18 protein-coding genes and 2 CRISPR repeat arrays are annotated in these 18425 nt (G+C 42.3%); of the genes, 2 read left to right on the top strand and 16 right to left on the bottom strand.

The window, feature by feature from the left end; translation table 11 throughout:
• Genes def through CTN_RS03560 form a run of 6 tightly spaced genes read right to left on the bottom strand, consistent with a single transcriptional unit; the run spans position 1 to position 4333 of the window.
• Positions 1-495, bottom strand: coding sequence for a peptide deformylase (gene def / locus CTN_RS03585; protein WP_015919221.1), 495 nt, complete (start codon positions 493-495; stop codon positions 1-3).
• Entirely contained in the window at positions 483-1238 is a 756-nt protein-coding gene (gene surE, locus CTN_RS03580) for a 5'/3'-nucleotidase SurE (protein WP_015919220.1), read from the bottom strand. Before surE ends, def begins: the two co-directional genes overlap by 13 nt.
• On the bottom strand, positions 1213-1977 hold the full coding sequence (gene ecfA1 / locus CTN_RS03575; RefSeq protein WP_015919219.1) for an energy-coupling factor ABC transporter ATP-binding protein EcfA1: 765 nt from the start codon (positions 1975-1977) through the stop codon (positions 1213-1215). The genes surE and ecfA1 overlap by 26 nt, the downstream gene beginning before the upstream one ends.
• Positions 1958-2593 (bottom strand): class I SAM-dependent methyltransferase, encoded by a 636-nt coding sequence (locus tag CTN_RS03570; protein ID WP_015919218.1) that lies wholly within the window; start codon positions 2591-2593, stop codon positions 1958-1960. Before CTN_RS03570 ends, ecfA1 begins: the two co-directional genes overlap by 20 nt.
• Positions 2590-3138, bottom strand: coding sequence for an ATP-binding protein (locus CTN_RS03565; RefSeq protein ID WP_038067049.1), 549 nt, complete (start codon positions 3136-3138; stop codon positions 2590-2592). The genes CTN_RS03570 and CTN_RS03565 overlap by 4 nt, the downstream gene beginning before the upstream one ends.
• 4 nt (positions 3139-3142) lie before the next feature.
• Positions 3143-4333 carry a M20 family metallo-hydrolase gene (locus CTN_RS03560; RefSeq protein WP_038067045.1) on the bottom strand — a complete coding sequence of 397 codons (1191 nt, stop codon included), beginning with the start codon at positions 4331-4333 and terminating at the stop codon, positions 3143-3145.
• Positions 4334-4440: 107 nt separating this feature from the next.
• Between CTN_RS03560 and xylA the strand changes: the two genes are divergently transcribed.
• Both xylA and CTN_RS03550 read left to right on the top strand, forming a co-directional pair.
• On the top strand, positions 4441-5775 hold the full coding sequence (gene xylA / locus CTN_RS03555) for a xylose isomerase (RefSeq protein WP_015919215.1): 1335 nt from the start codon (positions 4441-4443) through the stop codon (positions 5773-5775).
• Between the two features lie 8 nt (positions 5776-5783).
• Positions 5784-6260 (top strand): DUF192 domain-containing protein, encoded by a 477-nt coding sequence (locus CTN_RS03550; protein ID WP_231555999.1) that lies wholly within the window; start codon positions 5784-5786, stop codon positions 6258-6260.
• 8 nt (positions 6261-6268) lie between these two features.
• Here CTN_RS03550 and CTN_RS03545 read toward each other — a convergent pair whose 3' ends face one another.
• The 10 genes from CTN_RS03545 to cas6 all read right to left on the bottom strand — a co-directional run bounded on the left by CTN_RS03545 (position 6269) and on the right by cas6 (position 17329).
• Positions 6269-7108, bottom strand: coding sequence for a GGDEF domain-containing protein (locus CTN_RS03545; RefSeq protein WP_015919213.1), 840 nt, complete (start codon positions 7106-7108; stop codon positions 6269-6271).
• Between the two features lie 333 nt (positions 7109-7441).
• Positions 7442-9311: a CRISPR direct-repeat array (repeat unit 29 nt; unit sequence GTTCATATTCCTCTTAGGAAGATAAAAAC).
• Between the two features lie 77 nt (positions 9312-9388).
• Positions 9389-9685 (bottom strand): CRISPR-associated endonuclease Cas2, encoded by a 297-nt coding sequence (cas2, locus tag CTN_RS03540; RefSeq protein ID WP_015919210.1) that lies wholly within the window; start codon positions 9683-9685, stop codon positions 9389-9391.
• Positions 9676-10656: a type I-B CRISPR-associated endonuclease Cas1b gene (gene cas1b / locus CTN_RS03535; RefSeq protein ID WP_038067041.1), complete on the bottom strand. Its 981-nt coding sequence runs from the start codon at positions 10654-10656 to the stop codon at positions 9676-9678. Before cas1b ends, cas2 begins: the two co-directional genes overlap by 10 nt.
• A 9-nt stretch (positions 10657-10665) precedes the next feature.
• Entirely contained in the window at positions 10666-11184 is a 519-nt protein-coding gene (gene cas4 / locus CTN_RS03530; RefSeq protein ID WP_015919208.1) for a CRISPR-associated protein Cas4, read from the bottom strand.
• A gap of 2 nt (positions 11185-11186) precedes the next feature.
• Positions 11187-12377, bottom strand: a complete 1191-nt coding sequence (cas3, locus tag CTN_RS03525) for a CRISPR-associated helicase Cas3' (protein ID WP_244857413.1) — start codon at positions 12375-12377, stop codon at positions 11187-11189.
• Positions 12367-13527: a CRISPR-associated endonuclease Cas3'' gene (locus tag CTN_RS03520; protein WP_015919206.1), complete on the bottom strand. Its 1161-nt coding sequence runs from the start codon at positions 13525-13527 to the stop codon at positions 12367-12369. The genes cas3 and CTN_RS03520 overlap by 11 nt, the downstream gene beginning before the upstream one ends.
• A gap of 2 nt (positions 13528-13529) precedes the next feature.
• Positions 13530-14312: a type I-B CRISPR-associated protein Cas5b gene (cas5b, locus tag CTN_RS03515; protein WP_015919205.1), complete on the bottom strand. Its 783-nt coding sequence runs from the start codon at positions 14310-14312 to the stop codon at positions 13530-13532.
• On the bottom strand, positions 14309-15325 hold the full coding sequence (cas7i, locus tag CTN_RS03510) for a type I-B CRISPR-associated protein Cas7/Cst2/DevR (RefSeq protein ID WP_015919204.1): 1017 nt from the start codon (positions 15323-15325) through the stop codon (positions 14309-14311). Before cas7i ends, cas5b begins: the two co-directional genes overlap by 4 nt.
• Positions 15318-16685 carry a Cas8a1 family CRISPR/Cas system-associated protein gene (locus CTN_RS03505; protein WP_015919203.1) on the bottom strand — a complete coding sequence of 456 codons (1368 nt, stop codon included), beginning with the start codon at positions 16683-16685 and terminating at the stop codon, positions 15318-15320. The genes cas7i and CTN_RS03505 overlap by 8 nt, the downstream gene beginning before the upstream one ends.
• Positions 16676-17329 carry a CRISPR-associated endoribonuclease Cas6 gene (cas6, locus tag CTN_RS03500; RefSeq protein ID WP_231556002.1) on the bottom strand — a complete coding sequence of 218 codons (654 nt, stop codon included), beginning with the start codon at positions 17327-17329 and terminating at the stop codon, positions 16676-16678. Before cas6 ends, CTN_RS03505 begins: the two co-directional genes overlap by 10 nt.
• A gap of 224 nt (positions 17330-17553) precedes the next feature.
• Positions 17554-17917: a CRISPR direct-repeat array (repeat unit 30 nt; unit sequence GTTTCCATACCTCTAAGGAAGTATTGAAAC).
• Positions 17918-18425 lie beyond the last annotated feature (508 nt).

The raw sequence follows: 18425 nt of genomic DNA, 5'->3' as shown, positions 1-18425 counted from the left end.
TCATCCTCTGGCAGATTTTGCTATGTCCATCAGCCTTTTTCTCAGAAGAAGCCTTTTTGCAGGTTTTATCCTGTCTATTATAAGTACCCCGTTCAGGTGATCGAACTCGTGTTGAAAGACCCTTGCAGGATATCCTTCCAGTTCCTCTTCAACGAACTCCCCACGAACATTCTGATACCTCACCTTCACTCTCTTGCTCCTTTCTATCTCGACGAAGATCTCTGGAAAACTCAGACAACCCTCTTCTGCTATTTCCGTCTCAGGACTGGCTTCGAGGATTTCGGGATTTATCACCGCCACAGGGCCGTTTCCCACATCCATCACAAAAAACCTCTGGGATATTCCAACCTGGGGTGCTGCAAGTCCCACTCCATCGTAGTGATACATCGTTTCTATCATCCTCTCTATCGTTCGCTTCAAAGCCTCATCGAACTTCGTCACGGGTTTTGCCCTCTTTCTCAAAACAGGATCTCCGAAGACTCTCACTCTGTACACGATTCATACACCTCCCTGAGTTTCCTGAGACAACCTTCGTTGGTGAGAAACGGGTGTATGGGTGTTACGGAGACATATCCCTGCTGAACCACCCTGTAATCCACGTCCTCTCGATCGTCGTCTTCTATCACTTCTCCCATCATCCAGTAGTATTTCTCTCCAAAGGGTGATATTCTCTCTTCGAAATAATCGTTCCACCTTCTTCGACTCTGTCTTGTTAACTTCCATCCCTTTATTTCACCTACAGGAACGTTTATGTTCAGCATGGTGAAGGGATCAAGGAGCGAGAGATCGAACTCCTTCAAAAAGCTTATCAGAAATCTTGCCGCTCCTTCGAAATCAGGACTTTCATAACTTGCGCTGGAGATCGCTATCGATGGTATGTTCATCATGGCACCCTCCATGGCTCCGGAAACGGTACCGGAGTAAAGGATGTCCATACCCATGTTTGGACCTCTATTGATCCCACTCACCACAAGATCCACTCTCTTTTCCATGATCACGTTGTAGCCGAGTTTGACACAGTCTGCGGGTGTCCCTGTTGTGGAGTAAGCCACCACGTCTTCACTTATGAAGACCTTCTTCATCCAGAGTGGAACGTGTATGGTGATGCTATGCCCTGTCGCACTTCGCTCTTTGTCCGGTGCCACAACGAAGACCTCGTGCTCTTTCGAAAGGTACTCCGCCAGCAGTATTATTCCCTTGGAATTTATTCCGTCATCGTTCGTCAAAAGTATCCGCATCCTCTACCTCCCATTTGCTTTCTTTTCCAAATTTTTTCCAGAGTTTCCACTTGAACGGCACTTCTACATCTTCGAATCCTTTATCCATGAACGCTTCCCAGCTTCCGCAAAAATCAATTGTACCATCTCTCATGTGCAGTACCACATCGAAATCTTCCAGGTATTCAAGTTCGTGAGTGGCAATGATGATTCCTTTTCCCTCTCTTTTGAGATCCTCTATCACTTTTGATATCTCCCTCTGGGAGGGTGGATCGAGCATAGAAAGGGGCTCATCCATTGCTAGAAAGTGTGTATCGCGTGCCAGCATGGAAGCGATGGCCAGTCTCTGTTTTTGACCCCCAGAGAGGTTCAAAGGATCCTCTTTTTCCAGTCCAGAGAGTCCCACAAGTTCGAGAACCCTTTTTATTCTCCTTTGCATCTCATCTCTGTCGATCCCGAGTATTTCAAGAGAAAAGGCCACGTCTTCCTCAACGGTAGCACCAATTATCTGCGACGACGGATTCTGAAAGACGTATCCAACGTTCCTTCTGAGCATGAGAGGATCGGCAGGTTCTCCGTCTATAAGGATGGTTCCCTCTGCCTCTAAAAGACCGGATACCACCTTCAGTAAGGTGGTCTTCCCGGAACCGTTCTTTCCGACAACGATGTAGATTTTCCCCGTTTCGAATTCCATGTTCACGTTTTTCAGAACGTGTCTTCCGTTGTATCCGAAGGAAACATCATTCAACGATATCTTCATCTTCCTTCAGCCCTTTTACGGATCTGTAAACCCTTATTCCACCGCTTTTACAAAGTTCCTCTACGTTTCCAAAGATCTCTCTCATGTACTCTCTGATACGTCTTCCACCCTTGTTGTGGTAAGCCACCAGTTGAAGACTTCCCCCATCTTCCAGGAACTCAGGAGCCCTTCTCACAATCTCCATCCATACCTCTTTGCCGGCAACTATGGGAGGATTGCACACGATCATGTCGAACTTCATACCCTCCCATGGCTCGTAAAGATTTCCCCAACGCACTTCGACCTCTACGTTGTGGTCCTTTGCATTTATCTTGGCAAACTCCACCGCCCGTTTGTTTATATCGCTCATGTAGACTTCCAGATCTGGATATTCTTTCTTCAGAACGATCCCTATCACACCGTACCCACATCCCAGATCGAGCACCTTTTTTCCGTGAACCTTCATGTTCTCAAGGAGAACCTTCGTCGCCTTGTCTATCTTACCGTAGGAGTACACCCCTGAGGGTGTCTTGAAGACATACTCGTGCCCATTCTTCAGCACGAGTTTTGCTTCTCTGACCTTGAGTTTCGATGTGGGCTCCACCGTGTAGTAGTGTTCGAACTTTTTCTCACTCATTTTTCTTCACCTCTCTTCAGGTCCTCTTCAAGATTTTCCAGTGTCTCAAAAAGAAAGGAGGCAAACCTTGGATTTTCCGGGTCCCACAACCCGGCTTCTTTCAACTTGCTGGTGTCTATTTCATAGCCTCTTCCGTCTTTTTTTCTCAACACGTACCAGTTCACATTCGGATCAGACAGGATCAGACTCGCCAGTGTACCTGCCAGATCCCCTATGGGCTGACAGTCAACGCTTTTCAGGTTGAAAGAGGCCTTCACAACCGTTCCTTTCCCAGGCTGAGTCCACAGACTGACCTTGCCTCCAGATTGTTCTGCTGCCTGCTTGAGGAAAGGAAGTCCAAGCCCCACCTTTCTCAAACGGGGATCTCTTGTTGTGAAGAACGGATCAAACACCTTCTCTGGATTCTCTATTCCCGGACCATCGTCCTCTACGGTGAACGTGAACCATTCGTCGGTTTCTTCTATCGTTATCTTTATGTTCCTGGCACCCGCTTTCACCGAGTTCTGAGCGATGTCCATCAGATGGTCCGCTATCGTTCTTAGCATTCCTTCACCTCTCAACACCAAGAAGTGCAAAGACCTTTGCGTCTTCCACCATGTGGGATATCTTTCTGTACTCGTTTGGTTGATGCGCAGTTTCCTCTATGGTGCTCCAGACCACAGCGGGCCAGCCTTTTTTTCTGAAGAAAGCCGCACAGGTACCTCCCCCGATACCACCAACCCTGACTTCCAGGTTTCTTAGACTTTTCAAAACACTCGAAAGTTTCACGACGAGATCAGAATCGGCTGGTGTGGGATCCGGAGCCGGCTGCTTCACCACCACTTCAAGTTCTGCTCCTCTTCCATCGAGAACAGACTTCACAGTAGACAGAACGTCTTCGAGATCGTAGCGCGGAAGGACTCTGCAGTCGAAATAGAAAACGAACCTTCCCGGAACTGTGTTCACGTTGTCCACGGTCTTTTCCGATCGAGTCGGCTCGAAGGTGCTGAGTGGTTCATCGAAGAGTTCATCCTTTTCTGAAAATTTCCTGTGGAGTGTTTCATCCAGTTCTGTTATGATCTGTGCTCCCTTTCTGAGGGCATTCTCCGTGGTCTTCGGTCTTGAGGCATGTCCCTGCTTTCCGTTCACCGTCACTTTGAACCAAAGGATGCTTTTTTCTGCGATCTCTATGAAATCTCCCTTCTTGTTTCCAGCATCGGGCACCAAAAACATGTCGTCTGGCCTGAAAACACCCTTTTCTATGAGATACTGGATTCCATACTCACTTCCTGCCTCTTCATCGGCAACGAGTGCAAGACCAAAGTTATACTCGGGAACAACATCAAGTTCCATGAGAGCCTTTCCTGCGTATATGGAAGCTATCATCGATCCGCCGTTGTCCTCAGCACCCCTTCCGTACACCCTGTCATCCTTCACAACGGGGATGAAGGGATCCGTTTCCCACAGCGAAAGATCCCCTGGTGGAACGGTGTCTATGTGTGTCACTATCCACAATGTTTTGCTTCTGTCCCTGCCGGGAATGATTGCAAGCAGATTCGACCTCCAAATTCCGTTCTGGTCTTTTGTGTCATGACGCTCAACAGTGTATCCCATCTTTTTGAGAAGTTCCTCCAGCCAGTCGGCCTTCTCTTTCTCTCCAGGTCCACCGAAGACTGGATTCACCGAATTGATCGATATGAACCTTTTCAGCGAATCTACCATTTCGTCTTTCAATTCTTCTATCTTTCTTGTTATCTCCATCTGAAACACCTCCCAAGTACAAGTATATCTCTCCAAAAAAATATTTGAAATGACCCCAGGGAATTTTATATAATTGATTGATAGAAAAAATTTAGGGAGGTGTTCACATGGCTGAATTCTTTCCAGAAATCCCGAAAGTGCAGTTCGAAGGCAAAGAAAGCACAAATCCACTTGCGTTCAAGTTCTACGATCCAGAAGAGATCATCGACGGCAAACCCCTCAAGGACCATCTGAAGTTCTCCGTTGCCTTCTGGCACACCTTCGTGAACGAGGGAAGGGATCCCTTCGGAGACCCAACGGCCGATCGTCCCTGGAACAGGTACACCGATCCCATGGACAAGGCTTTTGCAAGGGTGGACGCCCTTTTTGAATTCTGCGAAAAACTCAACATCGAGTACTTCTGCTTCCACGACAGAGACATCGCTCCCGAGGGAAAAACGCTGAGGGAGACAAACAAAATTTTGGACAAAGTAGTGGAGAGAATCAAAGAGAGAATGAAAGACAGCAACGTGAAGCTCCTCTGGGGTACTGCAAACCTCTTTTCCCACCCAAGGTACATGCATGGTGCAGCGACAACCTGCAGTGCTGATGTTTTTGCGTACGCGGCCGCCCAGGTGAAAAAAGCCCTTGAGATCACCAAAGAACTTGGAGGAGAAGGGTACGTCTTCTGGGGTGGAAGAGAAGGATACGAAACACTCCTCAACACGGACCTTGGATTCGAACTTGAAAACCTCGCCCGCTTCCTCAGAATGGCTGTGGATTATGCAAAAAGGATCGGTTTCACCGGACAGTTCCTCATCGAACCAAAACCGAAAGAACCCACCAAACACCAGTACGACTTCGACGTTGCAACCGCCTATGCCTTCCTGAAGAGCCACGGTCTCGATGAATACTTCAAATTCAACATCGAGGCAAACCACGCCACACTCGCCGGTCACACCTTCCAGCACGAACTGAGAATGGCAAGGATCCTTGGAAAACTCGGAAGCATCGATGCAAACCAGGGAGACCTTCTTCTTGGATGGGACACCGATCAGTTCCCAACAAACGTCTACGATACAACCCTTGCAATGTACGAAGTGATAAAAGCGGGAGGCTTCACAAAAGGTGGGCTCAACTTCGATGCGAAGGTGAGGAGGGCTTCTTACAAAGTGGAGGACCTCTTCATAGGGCACATAGCGGGAATGGACACCTTTGCACTCGGTTTCAAGGTGGCATACAAACTCGTGAAGGATGGTGTTCTGGACAAATTCATCGAAGAAAAGTACAGAAGTTTCAGGGAGGGCATTGGAAGGGACATCGTCGAAGGTAAAGTGGATTTTGAAAAACTTGAAGAGTATATAATAGACAAAGAAACGATAGAACTTCCATCTGGAAAGCAAGAATACCTGGAAAGCCTCATCAACAGTTACATAGTGAAGACCATTCTGGAACTGAGGTGAAACAGAGTGTGAAGTTCTTGAATCTTCGAAGATTACTTCTTCTGGCACTGATTGCGGCTGGAATCTCAGTGATCATAGTCGTATCCAACCGGGAAAACAGGGTGAAATTTCCAGAAGGAGAGATTGTGATAACTGACGGAGAAAGATCTCTGAAACTTCGTGTCGAGATAGCGAACACTCCTTTTTTTCGTTCGATCGGTCTGATGTACAGAAAGAGCATCCCGGATGACTTCGGGATGCTCTTTGTTTTTGAAGAAGATACAAGAAGCGGCTTCTGGATGAAGAACACCTACGTTCCCCTCGAAATCGCCTTCATAGACAGAAACGGCATCGTATTTTCCATTCAGGAGATGGAGCCATGCGAAAAAGAACCCTGCAAGGTTTACTACGCACCAAAGCCGTTCAGATACGCTCTTGAAGTGAAAAGAGGTTTTTTCGAAAGGCATGGATTTGGAGTGGGAAGCCGTGTCCTGATAGAAAAGTAGCGGTACTTTCAAACAAAAACGTATGGAATCTTCATCTTCTTTGCCTCGTACATTCTCGAGTCAGCCATCTTCAGAAGTTCTTCTAGATTCGTTCCATCCTCTGGAAATCTTGCAACTCCCACATTGGCAGACACACTGATCTCGGTGTTTCCTATTTTAACAGGCATCTTGAAAGCGGAAAAGAGTCTCTTCAGGAAAGAATCCAGGTAGTCTTCTTTCATATCGTACAGAAGCAGAGTGAACTCATCTCCACCAAAGCGGGATATAACATCGCTCTTTCTTATTCTATCAAGAATTCTCTTCGATACGGTCTTCAACACTTCGTCACCAAAGGGGTGTCCATAGGTGTCGTTTATCTTCTTAAAACCTGAAAGATCCAGAAAGAGGATGAAAACCTTTTTGTCTTCACGTTTTGCAATATCGAGATACTTACCCCCAAGTTCGAAGAAATAGCGCCTGTTTGGAAGTCCCGTCAGAGGATCATGATAGGCCATGTACTCCAGTTCCTTCATATCGAAGAAAAGATCCTCGCACTCTGAAACAGACATCAGAGACTGTATCAGAGAGAGCGTCTCTTTTTCCAGGGGTTTTTCAAGAAAGAGTACCAGCATTTTACTCCATTCCCTGTCCTTCATGACGGATACCACGGCAGTGTCACATTGGAACTTGAGAAGCTCAAATATTTCATCCGTTGTGAAAGAAAAACCTTCTTTGAAAAAGAGGGGCACCTTCCCAACCGACGTCTTCACAGAAAGTTCTCCGCCCACACTTTCAAAAAGGACAAACCCTCGAATACTCTGAATGGAACCCAAGACCCTCTTCAAGAACTCGAAGCGTCCGTTTTTCATGTTCCCCCCACCTAAAAAAAAGAACGGCCAGAGCCTTCCAGGCTCGTGGCACGTTCTCTTCGAGATCTCAAAAAGTTCGGAATCCTTACCTGAGATTGTATCACAATTTCTTTAAATCTTATCATAAAATATCATCGAATCGGCCATATCCATAATTCGTCTTCGCACCCAGCCCATAGGTTTTGAGCATTTCTATGAATCTTTCCCTTATATTCTTTTTTTCCGAACTTCCGATCGGTCTTTCTGGATCTTCAAAAACGATGAACCAGAAAATATTGCTTTAGTATGCTGTTTGTGAGGAATAGAGTAACAGTTGGCATTTTTCCACCATTCTACTATATTCCTCTTAGGAAGATAAAAACGTTGTGTGAGGTGGGAGTGTGACCTATCACACCGCAGTTCATATTCCTCTTAGGAAGATAAAAACGTTCAAAGCAGCGGTGAACAGGTGGAAGGAGTTCTGGTTCATATTCCTCTTAGGAAGATAAAAACGTTGTTCAGAGACAAGGAGGGGAATGACCCGACCATGTTCATATTCCTCTTAGGAAGATAAAAACCGATCCATGCGTCAGCCTGTGCAGCAGCCTTCTCAAGGTTCATATTCCTCTTAGGAAGATAAAAACGATCGAGTACGAGATACAGAGGTAAGGAAGTGATAGCAGTTCATATTCCTCTTAGGAAGATAAAAACATTCCCAAAAACGGCAGGCGGATAGGAGAGAAGACAGTTCATATTCCTCTTAGGAAGATAAAAACTGCGCCAACACCCTCAAAGAGATAAAATTGTATAGAGTTCATATTCCTCTTAGGAAGATAAAAACCGGATATACCTACCCCCGCCTTCATCACGAGGTAAAGGTTCATATTCCTCTTAGGAAGATAAAAACTTTTCATCAGCTTTTCAACGAACTCCTTTTTTATCAGTTCATATTCCTCTTAGGAAGATAAAAACGATATAAAAAAAGAGTAGAGGAAGACTTCAAGAAAAGTTCATATTCCTCTTAGGAAGATAAAAACCAGAAAGGTGTGCGCATCACGATGAGGTAAGGGAGGAAGTTCATATTCCTCTTAGGAAGATAAAAACTTTCATACAGGAAGCGGATATAGGAGTCTGTCCATATAGGTTCATATTCCTCTTAGGAAGATAAAAACCTGGACAGGGAGATTGAAAAAGACCCCCTGCAGAACGGTTCATATTCCTCTTAGGAAGATAAAAACAAAACACGAGACCCTATAAATGTCCTCTATCTAGATGTTCATATTCCTCTTAGGAAGATAAAAACTGAAATCTTTCAGAACGCCAATGAGTTAGAGAAGATTGGTTCATATTCCTCTTAGGAAGATAAAAACTCCATTCACTCATCCTACCACCTCTAGCTTCCCTACGTTCATATTCCTCTTAGGAAGATAAAAACCGCAGTTTGCAAACGACACTGGCGGCTTCTGTCGCCGTTCATATTCCTCTTAGGAAGATAAAAACTGGTGTGGGAGGAGATTTAAGGTGAAGATTCTTATCTTGTTCATATTCCTCTTAGGAAGATAAAAACGAGATTACACTCGAACACATAGATATAGTTGTGAATGTTCATATTCCTCTTAGGAAGATAAAAACTCATACTTGACCATCTCAATCCCCTCCTTCTAGATTGGTTCATATTCCTCTTAGGAAGATAAAAACTTTCACAGGGCAGATAGATCGCCGTGGCTGGTTACAAGTTCATATTCCTCTTAGGAAGATAAAAACTTGATATGTGACAGTCGATCTTAATTGAGGGTAGAGGTTCATATTCCTCTTAGGAAGATAAAAACACACTCCATACTCGCCGACTGTCGCATCGAAAGAGCTGTTCATATTCCTCTTAGGAAGATAAAAACGAGTAATCCCCTGGAATGAAATAGTTTATAAATGTCATGTTCATATTCCTCTTAGGAAGATAAAAACTGAGCGCTATCGTGTCTATTTCTGTCCTGATGGCTTGTTCATATTCCTCTTAGGAAGATAAAAACCTGGATAGCGGTAGAGTTTAGCGGGGAGTAATCCCCGTTCATATTCCTCTTAGGAAGATAAAAACCTGGCGCCAACGCTCTGGTACGGCGTGGGCAGTTTCGTTCATATTCCTCTTAGGAAGATAAAAACCTGGCGCCACAAAAACGCCGACACACACACATTTGTGCGTTCATATTCCTCTTAGGAAGATAAAAACCGCAGTTATTTTCTTAGTAAAAAAGCATGAAACAACCATTCTTTTGAACAGATTTTGCGTCAAACCTCCAGTTTTGTCTAGATGAAATTCGAGGAGGGATCCTCTGTATTCGTTAGAAAGTCTCTTTCCATCATAATGGAAGGCGGCATTTTATAGATTATTACGAAATCTTCGTTCTTATCTATAACACATGATAATTCGAATTTCAATTTCTCGACCTCTCCTTCTGTCAGTTCACCTTCAAAGACAGATTTCTGTATATGGTCAAGATACCTCCTGGCAATTTTTCTCACCTTGTTTAAACGCTTAACACCTTCCTTGGTCTCTGTTGAAATGTCATAGACCAGTATAACCTTTACCACTATCACCACCACACTTTAAGAGGCCTGTATTCATCCTCTCCAAGCAAATGCTTTATGATTTTGTATGCTTCTAGCCTTATGAGAGATTGATATTTAATTTTCCTTTTCAATTTCCTGTGAAGAATGGTTTGTTGAAGCATATTTTCGAACTCCTCTATGAACAACCTCCTGCCTTCTTCGTTTAGAAATACGCCTCTCGCTTCCTGAAGAAAGTGTTTTTCTCGATCAATCTTTTTAAGATTTATGAGCTTAAATATTATTCTATCAACAAAAATTGGTTTGAATATTTCCGCTATATCAAGAGCAAGAGAAAACCTTTTGGTGCCAGGTTCATGAAGGTAACTTATCGTTGGGTTCAGGTGTGTAAAATAGAGTTCTTTTAAAACAATGGAGTACGTGAGAGAGTTTCCAAAAGAGATGAGGGCGTTCAATTCATTCAAAGGGGGTTGCATGCTTCTTTCTTCGAATGGCCATCCCGTTATTTCTTCCCAGGTGGAGTAATAGAGTTTTCTGGCGTGGGCTTCACAACTCATGAGTTCTGGTATAGTTTTCGCATACTTTGTTCTTTCCAGGTATTCAGATATCTTATCAGTTATATCAAAACCTCTTTTTTCGATATTTCGTTTGAAATTGTGAACAGCACCTTCTACGAATTTTCTTGCCAGGGTTAATCTTTTTTCTGAATCTAGGTAATGTTCAACCTGCCTTACTAACAACTCTCCTGAGATGAACTTTTCCCTCGGATAAAAAGATCCTGTGTAGTATCCATAATAGTTGAAGAAATGTAAAACAATATTATTCTTAGCCGCAAAATCCAGGAATTTAGAATTCAAATCAACCTCTCCCAGGAAGAATATCTGGTCAATGTTTTCCACTGGTATGAATTTCCTCTGCTGCATACCAGCCTTCTGGTACTCTATCAGGATGGTGTTTTCATGTCTTTTAACTCTACCAGAGGAGAAGACGTAATAATTTTTTCCCATGAAAATCACCTACACATAGCACAGTTCGTAATATGAACACCTTTTACAAAAGGATTTGTTCAACACGGGAGGTGGAATTTTTTCATGTGTAATCCGTTTTATCTCAAGTAACGCATTTCTTATTTTCTCTTCATCATCCTTTTCAAAGTTTATCTCCTCTTTTCTCATCAGCTTAGGGTAATGAATCACACCATGAGTAATATCCAATCCGTATTTCCTCAGAACAAACATGTAATATTTAGTTTGCCAGACATGTGCTTCTTCGAACTTTCTACTCTTTTTCGTTTCATGAATTATTATCTCTCCACGAAAAGTAATGAAATCTATGACACAATCCTCAATCTCTATTTCTTTGTGTTTTTCCTGTTTAAAGCTTTTAAAATTCAACAGTTTCCCAATTATGAGGTCTGTGGTTGGCTGTGACTGCTCCATATCTATATTCTTGGCAAACAGCCAGAGTTTTCTCTTGCAGGTAAAATAATAAGAAACCATTGTACCTGATATGTTCAGTATATCAAGTTCCTCCACGTTTACTTCTCCTTCAGAAAAATTCCTATTCCTTTCTCATACTTGCTTCCCTTCAACACATAAAGCGAACTTGTCCATCTCAGGACTTTTTCATCCTGTGCTTCTACTTTCAGAGGTTCAAGCAAAGACCCATCCATATCATAAAGTGGAACATCCACAAGGTATCTCGATGTAATCTGTTTGAATTCAAAATAATTGCTTGCTCCTTTCAACTCTTCTACGAGATCCTCTTTCAGGTTCTCTGGAACGATACTCATAGACGATATCCTTCTGAAGATCCTATGAGCTTCATGTTTTTTCTCCGATGAATAGCCGCTATCTAGCACATCGAGAGTTTTTCGAAATCTCTCCATATAACCTTTTTCAAGTTCCAGCTTTTCATAGGTTTTCTCAACCCATGTTCGTTTCTGTGATTCGTTCAAAGAAAAAGGTTGCTGTTTGGGAAGATTTTTGAAAAGAACGTCAATTTTTTCCTCGCCCAGACCTAAAATCACCTCAGATAAGGCTTTCAAGGTATTCTCTACGATGTCTTTACTGTATACTCCTTTGATCAAACTATCAAACTCTTTTTTGCTTTTTCCTATGTAAATAAAAGTGTTTGGATTATTCTCAGTCCATTCCCTTTTTCTGAAAATTCTTCCCATTCTCTGCACCAAAGAATCCGCCGGTGCTACATCTGTCAGTAGTATGTCGAAATCTATGTCCATGGATGCCTCAACGACCTGGGTTGATACCAGTACGATGCTTTCTCCGTTCATTCCTGGTCTGTAGTTCTCCAGAATACGTTCGACTTCTTTTCGATCCTCTAATGTCATACGGGAATGAACAAGCAAGACTCTTTCTTTTCCAATTTTCTCCACAAGTTTCTGATAGGTTTCAATCGCTTTCTTTACAGTGTTTCTAACAACCAGAACTTTCCAGCCTTCTTCATAGAGTTTAACTGCCTCTTCTGTGGGATCAGAGGAGTCTTTGAATTTCAGGACGTTTCGGCGCAATCTTCCTTGAGGAATACTGTCGTAAACGTCTTTGACGCCCTCATCCAGATCTGTTCTTTTTATGATCTCATCTTTTATGAATCCAGGAAGAGTAGCCGTCATTATCAAGAATTTTCCACCAAGGGTGTTCACATCTTCCACAGTTTTAACGATTATTGCAGCTGCTTCGGGTGAATAGGCCTGTATCTCATCTATCACCAAGAAAAGAATTTGCCATCACTGAGTAAATCATTTCATAGCCGGGGTATTTCAGGGTTGCCGGAAAAACCTGGTCACCGGTTGCCACAACAAATGGATAGGAAAAGAACCTCGATTGCTCCGCAATTTCCAGAATCTCTCCTTCTCTATCCTCGAAATCCTTTCTGTAGAGGCTCGTAAGAAACAGGTGGATGGCAGCGTCAGAGTGGAGAAGCCCCACGTTTTCTTCCCCAAAGTACTTCTTTACCCTCTCATACATCATGTTCGTTGCACTTTGAAGAGGAAGTGTGAAAACCGTCTTCCCTTTGCTCCACATCAGGGCAAACTCTGTCTTCCCGGCACCTGTGGGAGCAACGAGAACAACGTTTTTTCCTCTTATTTCTTTCACAACGTCTGATTGCCATACTTTTTCATATCTTCGTTTTAGATCACTTTCGATCACTTCAAATGTATCTTCTTTGAACTCTATATCCGCTCTTTCCAGAAGATCCTTCTTCCCGACTCCTTCAGCGCAGGAAGCAAATCTATCCGCCCTCATAAGTGTGCCCAGAGTAAGAATGTAGCACCTGTAAACATCGTCTTTCAGATTCAACTCCTTGAGAACAATGCTTGGAAGCAGGGAAATCAGATGAGGGGGAAGTATTAGTCCACTGTCGAGGATTGAATTTTGCGATAAATACTCACACAACGATCTGTTGAGTTCCACATCATACTCGAGGAAATCTTTCATTTCTTCTTTGATCATGCGAATTAGATTGTTCCCTACCTCCAGGAGTCTTTTGAAAGCTTCGCGTACATTCCCCTGCTTGCTCCCGAACAGATAATCAAGATAGGTTTCACGCCAGTGATGATAGAGAATCGCAGAGAGAAAAACTTTTGAAAGATCTTCTCCCATCTCTTCAAGAGTGTTTTCTGGTACAAAGGCTATGCTGAGGAAACTGTGTGGCACCTCCGGTATACCATCTTCCGGAACATTACCTCCTACTTTCTTTTGAAATTCGTACGATACTTTTCCTAAGTCGTGGTAAAAAACAGCCTTTCTCAAAAATTCTTTCAAATCCGGCTCTATTGAGAAGTTATTCAGCACCTTTAAAACATCCTCTACATGCTCTCTCAGACTTATTCCATTACTTTTGGCAAGTATTGGCATATCTATCCCCCTTTATCAGGGAATCTTATCCTAGCGAGAAAAATAGGCGTTCCGTTCCAGGAAAGAACCTCTGGAACTTTGAATCCAACCATAGGAATGGCACCACGATGAAGTTTGGCATGAACAAACTCAAAGATTCTTCTGTTATTCTGTATGATGTAAACAGAGGATACCCTGTACACAGATCCTGATATTCTTTTGTAAAGTTCCTCGTAGGAATCACTCACATCATCCACAAATTCAGGGGAAGGCATCCATGTGTAACCATTTGTGTCGAAAACCTGTTTCTTTTCGCAATCAATCAGTTCAACTTTTATATCGTCGACAACGTCTTCCGACCTCCCGAGGTGTGGCCGTGAAATGCACTGAGGGTTTTCAAAAGATTCTTTTACCATCTCAAGTATCCATTCCTCTGCTTTAAGAAACAAGTTTATCTTCGGGTTTATAAGAGTTTGAATCTTAACCGGTGACTGCCCCCCAGGATGCTCTATTTCGTTGTTTGCCTCTCTGTTAAAAGAACATATGAATTTTTTCGTATGAGACTCCTTTGACAAGTTTCTGAACCAGGTGTATTCTTCCACTACACCATCATGATCTCCAACTACTGCCATTGAAAAGTTTGAACTCAAGAACCGACTTATTTTTGCTTCATCAGCAAGGATGTTGCAAACAAATCCGATCATGGTCGAATACATAGGAATGGGAAATGTTTTTCTTTCGAATATGAGAAAAGGAATGGCAAAATGACCTGTTGATGCTTTGATTTCTATTCTTAGCAACTTCATGAATTCTCCTTCCCTCCAATAACACCAGTCACCCAATCGTTTAAATCTTTTGGTCCTTTGCAGAGTTTATCCACCTCACCCTTTAGAATGAACGGAACGCCCCAGATTCTATAATCTATAACGTTTGTATTCTCTTCTGCAATTTTTGCTACTAAATCTACATCTATCTTCCCATCATCCAGCTTTATATAAGGATTGAAAAGTGTTACCGGTAGTCTTGTTGTGGCAATTACTATGAACACTGGTGATACACACCAGCTTTCCGTTGAAGAGTGGATTTCAAAACCGTTGATTATGATGTCAAAGAACTGTTTCAAGCGCTTCTGTTTTTCTGGATCATTGAGTGTTACAAGAATCCTGTAACTCTTTTCACCAACAGATTCGAGTGATATGGTTCCTTTATCATTGGCAATGCTTTCCTTTTCTTTCAGCTCCTTCAGATCTATTCCAAATAATCTATTCAGTTTTTCGCACTGTTTTTCATTGATTATGACTTTCTCTTTGCCAATGTTTTCAAGATCGACCACAACAGAGTACTTGTAAAGTGAAAGATGTTCTTCTTTGGAGAACGGATTTGGATCAGCACTTTCACCGATTTCACGCGCCCTCTGAACCAGGTCATGATTGGCATAAAACGCCATGTCTCCTTCCCATTTTTCCAGAGAAACCGCTTTCGTCATACCAACAGGCGCTTTTCTTGAGAGGGAGGCACTTTCAAATGTTCTCATGTATCCAAAAAAGTCAAGTTCTTCTGAAGTTAGAATGCTTTCTTCCAACACGTCGAACTGAATAACGTCACCATCTTTTGCAACTCTAGCAGGTTTCCATCCATGCTTCCTCACGAGGGCATTGAAAACATGGTGTCTCATACTGGCTCGCGAAAAGAAGGTATAGACACCGTCTTCTCTTCGAAGTTTTTTTAATGATTGAATGTTGTTTGCTATGTTTTCATCTCTGTTCACAGCAGAAGATTCGAAAACGATTGTAGCGGTGATTGCCTTTGGATTACTCATTTTCCTCACCCCCACTTATCATTCCACTCACATAAGCGAACATCAGGTTCTTGAAATCTTCATCCTTTGCCGAAAAGACTCTGTTCAAATCTTCTGGGAAAGGTTTGTTGTTTGCCATGTATGTCTTCAGGATCAGATGATAAACTTCATCTTTTTTTGCCAGCCTTATCAATTCCAGAAGTCTATACCTGGTACGCTCAAACAGTTGAGACGCTTCTTTCCCAAGTTCCCTCATCCTCCAGACTGGTACCATTTGCTTCACCCCCATAACACTCCTTACTTCCTGGAAAAGATCAGGCAAGGTATTCATGTAGTATCCGGCATTTCTTTTCACATCTCCCACATACTGTTTCACGTTCTCTGCCAGGTGACTTCTTCCCGATGAAGAGACATCGAAAAGGTATTTCAACAGCAAATATTCACATTCCAGAATTTCGTTCAACCTTTCCTGATAAATCACTGCCTCAAAGATTTTTATGCTGTTCAGAGAGTTCAAAATGGAAGAAATCCGTGTGTTCAGCAAAAGATTAATCACCCTTTGTGGCATGTAGTAAATTCTGTAGGATTTGCTGTTGTAGTAGATAACTTCTACGTTCTGTCTTTCCCAAATCCCTAGAAGTCTTTGAAGTTTTAAATGAACCTCTGATATTGCCCTTGAAACTGAAAGTTCCAGAGACAAATCTCTGTATGCTTTAATTGCTTCGTTCAAATACCATATGGCTTTGAAAGAAGGAACGTTCACGAAAATACTCTCACCGCTTTTTGGAAAAACAAAATGTCTGAACAGAGCCATTTGGGAGCAAACGTCACAGAGATAGAATTCATTGGACATGTTCCAGAATGAATTCGGGAACTTTCCTTCTGATGATGAAAAATCCTTAAAAAGAATCCTCGAAAACTGTTTTCTCTGAAGAATCGATCTGTCTTCGTCTGTTTTCAAGGAATTTCCACAGAAGAAACATCGATCGGTTCCTTCCAGCGATGGTTTTCTGAATATATAGTGAACAATTTTTGATAAATTTTCCATGAATTGTTTTTCTTTGACTTGTGCTACATAATTCTCGTAATATCCTACATTGCCTTTAAAGTAGTTATACGCTTTTCTTATGTCACCTTCTATTCTTGCTGTCTCTTCTAGGATAAAAACAAATAATCGAGGCAGTGATAAATTATCGAAATTGTCGATCAGATACAACTCATCCAGCATTTTGTCTTCCAGAACTATCGTGCCATCGTCTTTTAAAATATCCGATAATTCGAAAGAGATCTTTCTTTCCCTGCTTTTTTCATTTATAACTTTCAGAAAACCATAAACGTTTGCATTGTGAAGCCAACCTTGAGGATATATGACTAGTGCCACTCTCTCACCACCTTAAGCATACCAAACCCCTGTCCTGTTCGAACACCAAGACCATTTTCATGGAGGAAACTCAAGACATCGGGGTCACCATCAAGCGTGATTGTTCCAGAGAAAGCTTCTATATATCCTCCATAGTGTTTGGCAGGAACTTTTCTTAGGTTTTTATTCACAACTTTCACCGGTTTAAAGTTCGGTATTCTGACACCGAATGTTTCAAAGAGTTCCCTTGAAAGATTCAATCGAACCTGTATGGAATGATTCAAAGCCTCTTCAAAATCGTTGTCTTCAGGTAACACGTAGTATCTATCCTTTTCTGCCCTTGTTAAAACAGCGCTTCCCATGATTTTAAAGGTCACCGTTTTGGATGTTATGATCTTTGGAACAGGAAGATCCACACCTGCAACCTTCAATCCGTTCATGATTGAATCCTGCGAAACGATGTAGTTATATAAATAACCCACCATCTGGGGAATAGAGGAAGAAAAATTAAAAAAAATAGGAGACTCAAAGATTATCGAGTCTCCGGAGATATCTTTTATTTTGTTGAAACCAACACTGAAGACATAGGGTTTTGGTATTCGATCGTGAGAATTAACAATTTCTTCAAACGGTGTACGCTTATACACTTGCTTCAATAGAGACATAAAGATTCTTCTGTAATCAGCAGGAAATTTACCCTCAGAACCACTTTCGGGCTGGATTTTAACGAATATTCTCATATTCAATCCCCCTGCCTCCCCCGGTACAACAGGATTAGGGATGAGGATGTTTTGAGGTCAGAGCACAGGATACTTTTGGTGGGTAAATCATACCTCTGAGGATGTATTGAAACTGCTAATTGTAAAAGAGAAGCCTGGCTCATGGCTCAATTTCCATACCTCTAAGGAAGTATTGAAACAGAATTCCCAAACGCTTACTTCACGCAAAGAAAAAGTTTCCATACCTCTAAGGAAGTATTGAAACTCGGTGCCGTCATGTCCTACCATATACGACAGTGTCCTTTGTTTCCATACCTCTAAGGAAGTATTGAAACGAGGTGGAAAGAAGATCAACCCTCACCCCCTCAAGAGTTTCCATACCTCTAAGGAAGTATTGAAACAAGGCAACGTTCTGAGATTCACACTTACACGAAACAGTTTCCATACCTCTAAGGAAGTATTGAAACGAGTTCGAGGTTTGCTCCGGCACCGTGAGGAACTACGGTTTCCATACCTCTAAGGAAGTATTGAAACCCGTTGGATTTCAGAGAAATTATACCACAAAGCATTTCAAAAAGCAAGAATATATGAGGACATACAGAAGGTGTTTCATCACAGGTGATTCTAACACACAGAAAGATCAAGTCAAGTACTGTTTGGAAAAATGGAATAATTACATAGTCAATAGAAAGCCTAAAGAAAGACAAAATCAAAAGATAAATTATCCTAACCTAGGTCAGGGCATTTTGAGTTGTTTTATGGGAAAATCAACTAGTTCTCATTTTCACAAATTTGTTCAAAAAGGCACTCCTTAAAAGGTTAGAGACTAAGTGTGTGGTTTCTTTATTCATGATAGATACATAAACACAGATGAAGACATATTCTCATACCCTGTTTCACATTCTCGCTCATTATTCCATTTTCCATGCATACATCACCTCTCTCAAACCCGCATGAATTTTTTCGTTACCGACAGTTGCATACTCCGTATCGCACATCAGGAGTCAGTTACAATCACCACCCGCTTTGTGAATAAATGGAA

Origin of the sequence: Thermotoga neapolitana DSM 4359 (assembly GCF_000018945.1) — a bacterium.
GTDB lineage: Bacteria > Thermotogota > Thermotogae > Thermotogales > Thermotogaceae > Thermotoga > Thermotoga neapolitana.
Note: the sequence above shows the minus strand (reverse complement) of the source record. Positions and strands in the feature narration are given on the sequence as shown.

What these genes read in the sequence shown, in the direction of transcription:
- cas6 (WP_231556002.1), bottom strand. Translation starts at nt 17,329, where the DNA reads ATGTCTCTATTGAAGCAAGTGTATAAGCGTACACCGTTTGAAGAAATT.
- xylA (WP_015919215.1), top strand. Translation starts at nt 4,441, where the DNA reads ATGGCTGAATTCTTTCCAGAAATCCCGAAAGTGCAGTTCGAAGGCAAA.
- CTN_RS03565 (WP_038067049.1), bottom strand. Translation starts at nt 3,138, where the DNA reads ATGCTAAGAACGATAGCGGACCATCTGATGGACATCGCTCAGAACTCG.
- cas5b (WP_015919205.1), bottom strand. Translation starts at nt 14,312, where the DNA reads ATGAAGTTGCTAAGAATAGAAATCAAAGCATCAACAGGTCATTTTGCC.
- ecfA1 (WP_015919219.1), bottom strand. Translation starts at nt 1,977, where the DNA reads ATGAAGATATCGTTGAATGATGTTTCCTTCGGATACAACGGAAGACAC.
- CTN_RS03560 (WP_038067045.1), bottom strand. Translation starts at nt 4,333, where the DNA reads ATGGAGATAACAAGAAAGATAGAAGAATTGAAAGACGAAATGGTAGAT.
- cas1b (WP_038067041.1), bottom strand. Translation starts at nt 10,656, where the DNA reads ATGGGAAAAAATTATTACGTCTTCTCCTCTGGTAGAGTTAAAAGACAT.
- CTN_RS03570 (WP_015919218.1), bottom strand. Translation starts at nt 2,593, where the DNA reads ATGAGTGAGAAAAAGTTCGAACACTACTACACGGTGGAGCCCACATCG.
- cas7i (WP_015919204.1), bottom strand. Translation starts at nt 15,325, where the DNA reads ATGAGTAATCCAAAGGCAATCACCGCTACAATCGTTTTCGAATCTTCT.
- CTN_RS03520 (WP_015919206.1), bottom strand. Translation starts at nt 13,527, where the DNA reads ATGCCAATACTTGCCAAAAGTAATGGAATAAGTCTGAGAGAGCATGTA.
- CTN_RS03545 (WP_015919213.1), bottom strand. Translation starts at nt 7,108, where the DNA reads ATGAAAAACGGACGCTTCGAGTTCTTGAAGAGGGTCTTGGGTTCCATT.
- surE (WP_015919220.1), bottom strand. Translation starts at nt 1,238, where the DNA reads ATGCGGATACTTTTGACGAACGATGACGGAATAAATTCCAAGGGAATA.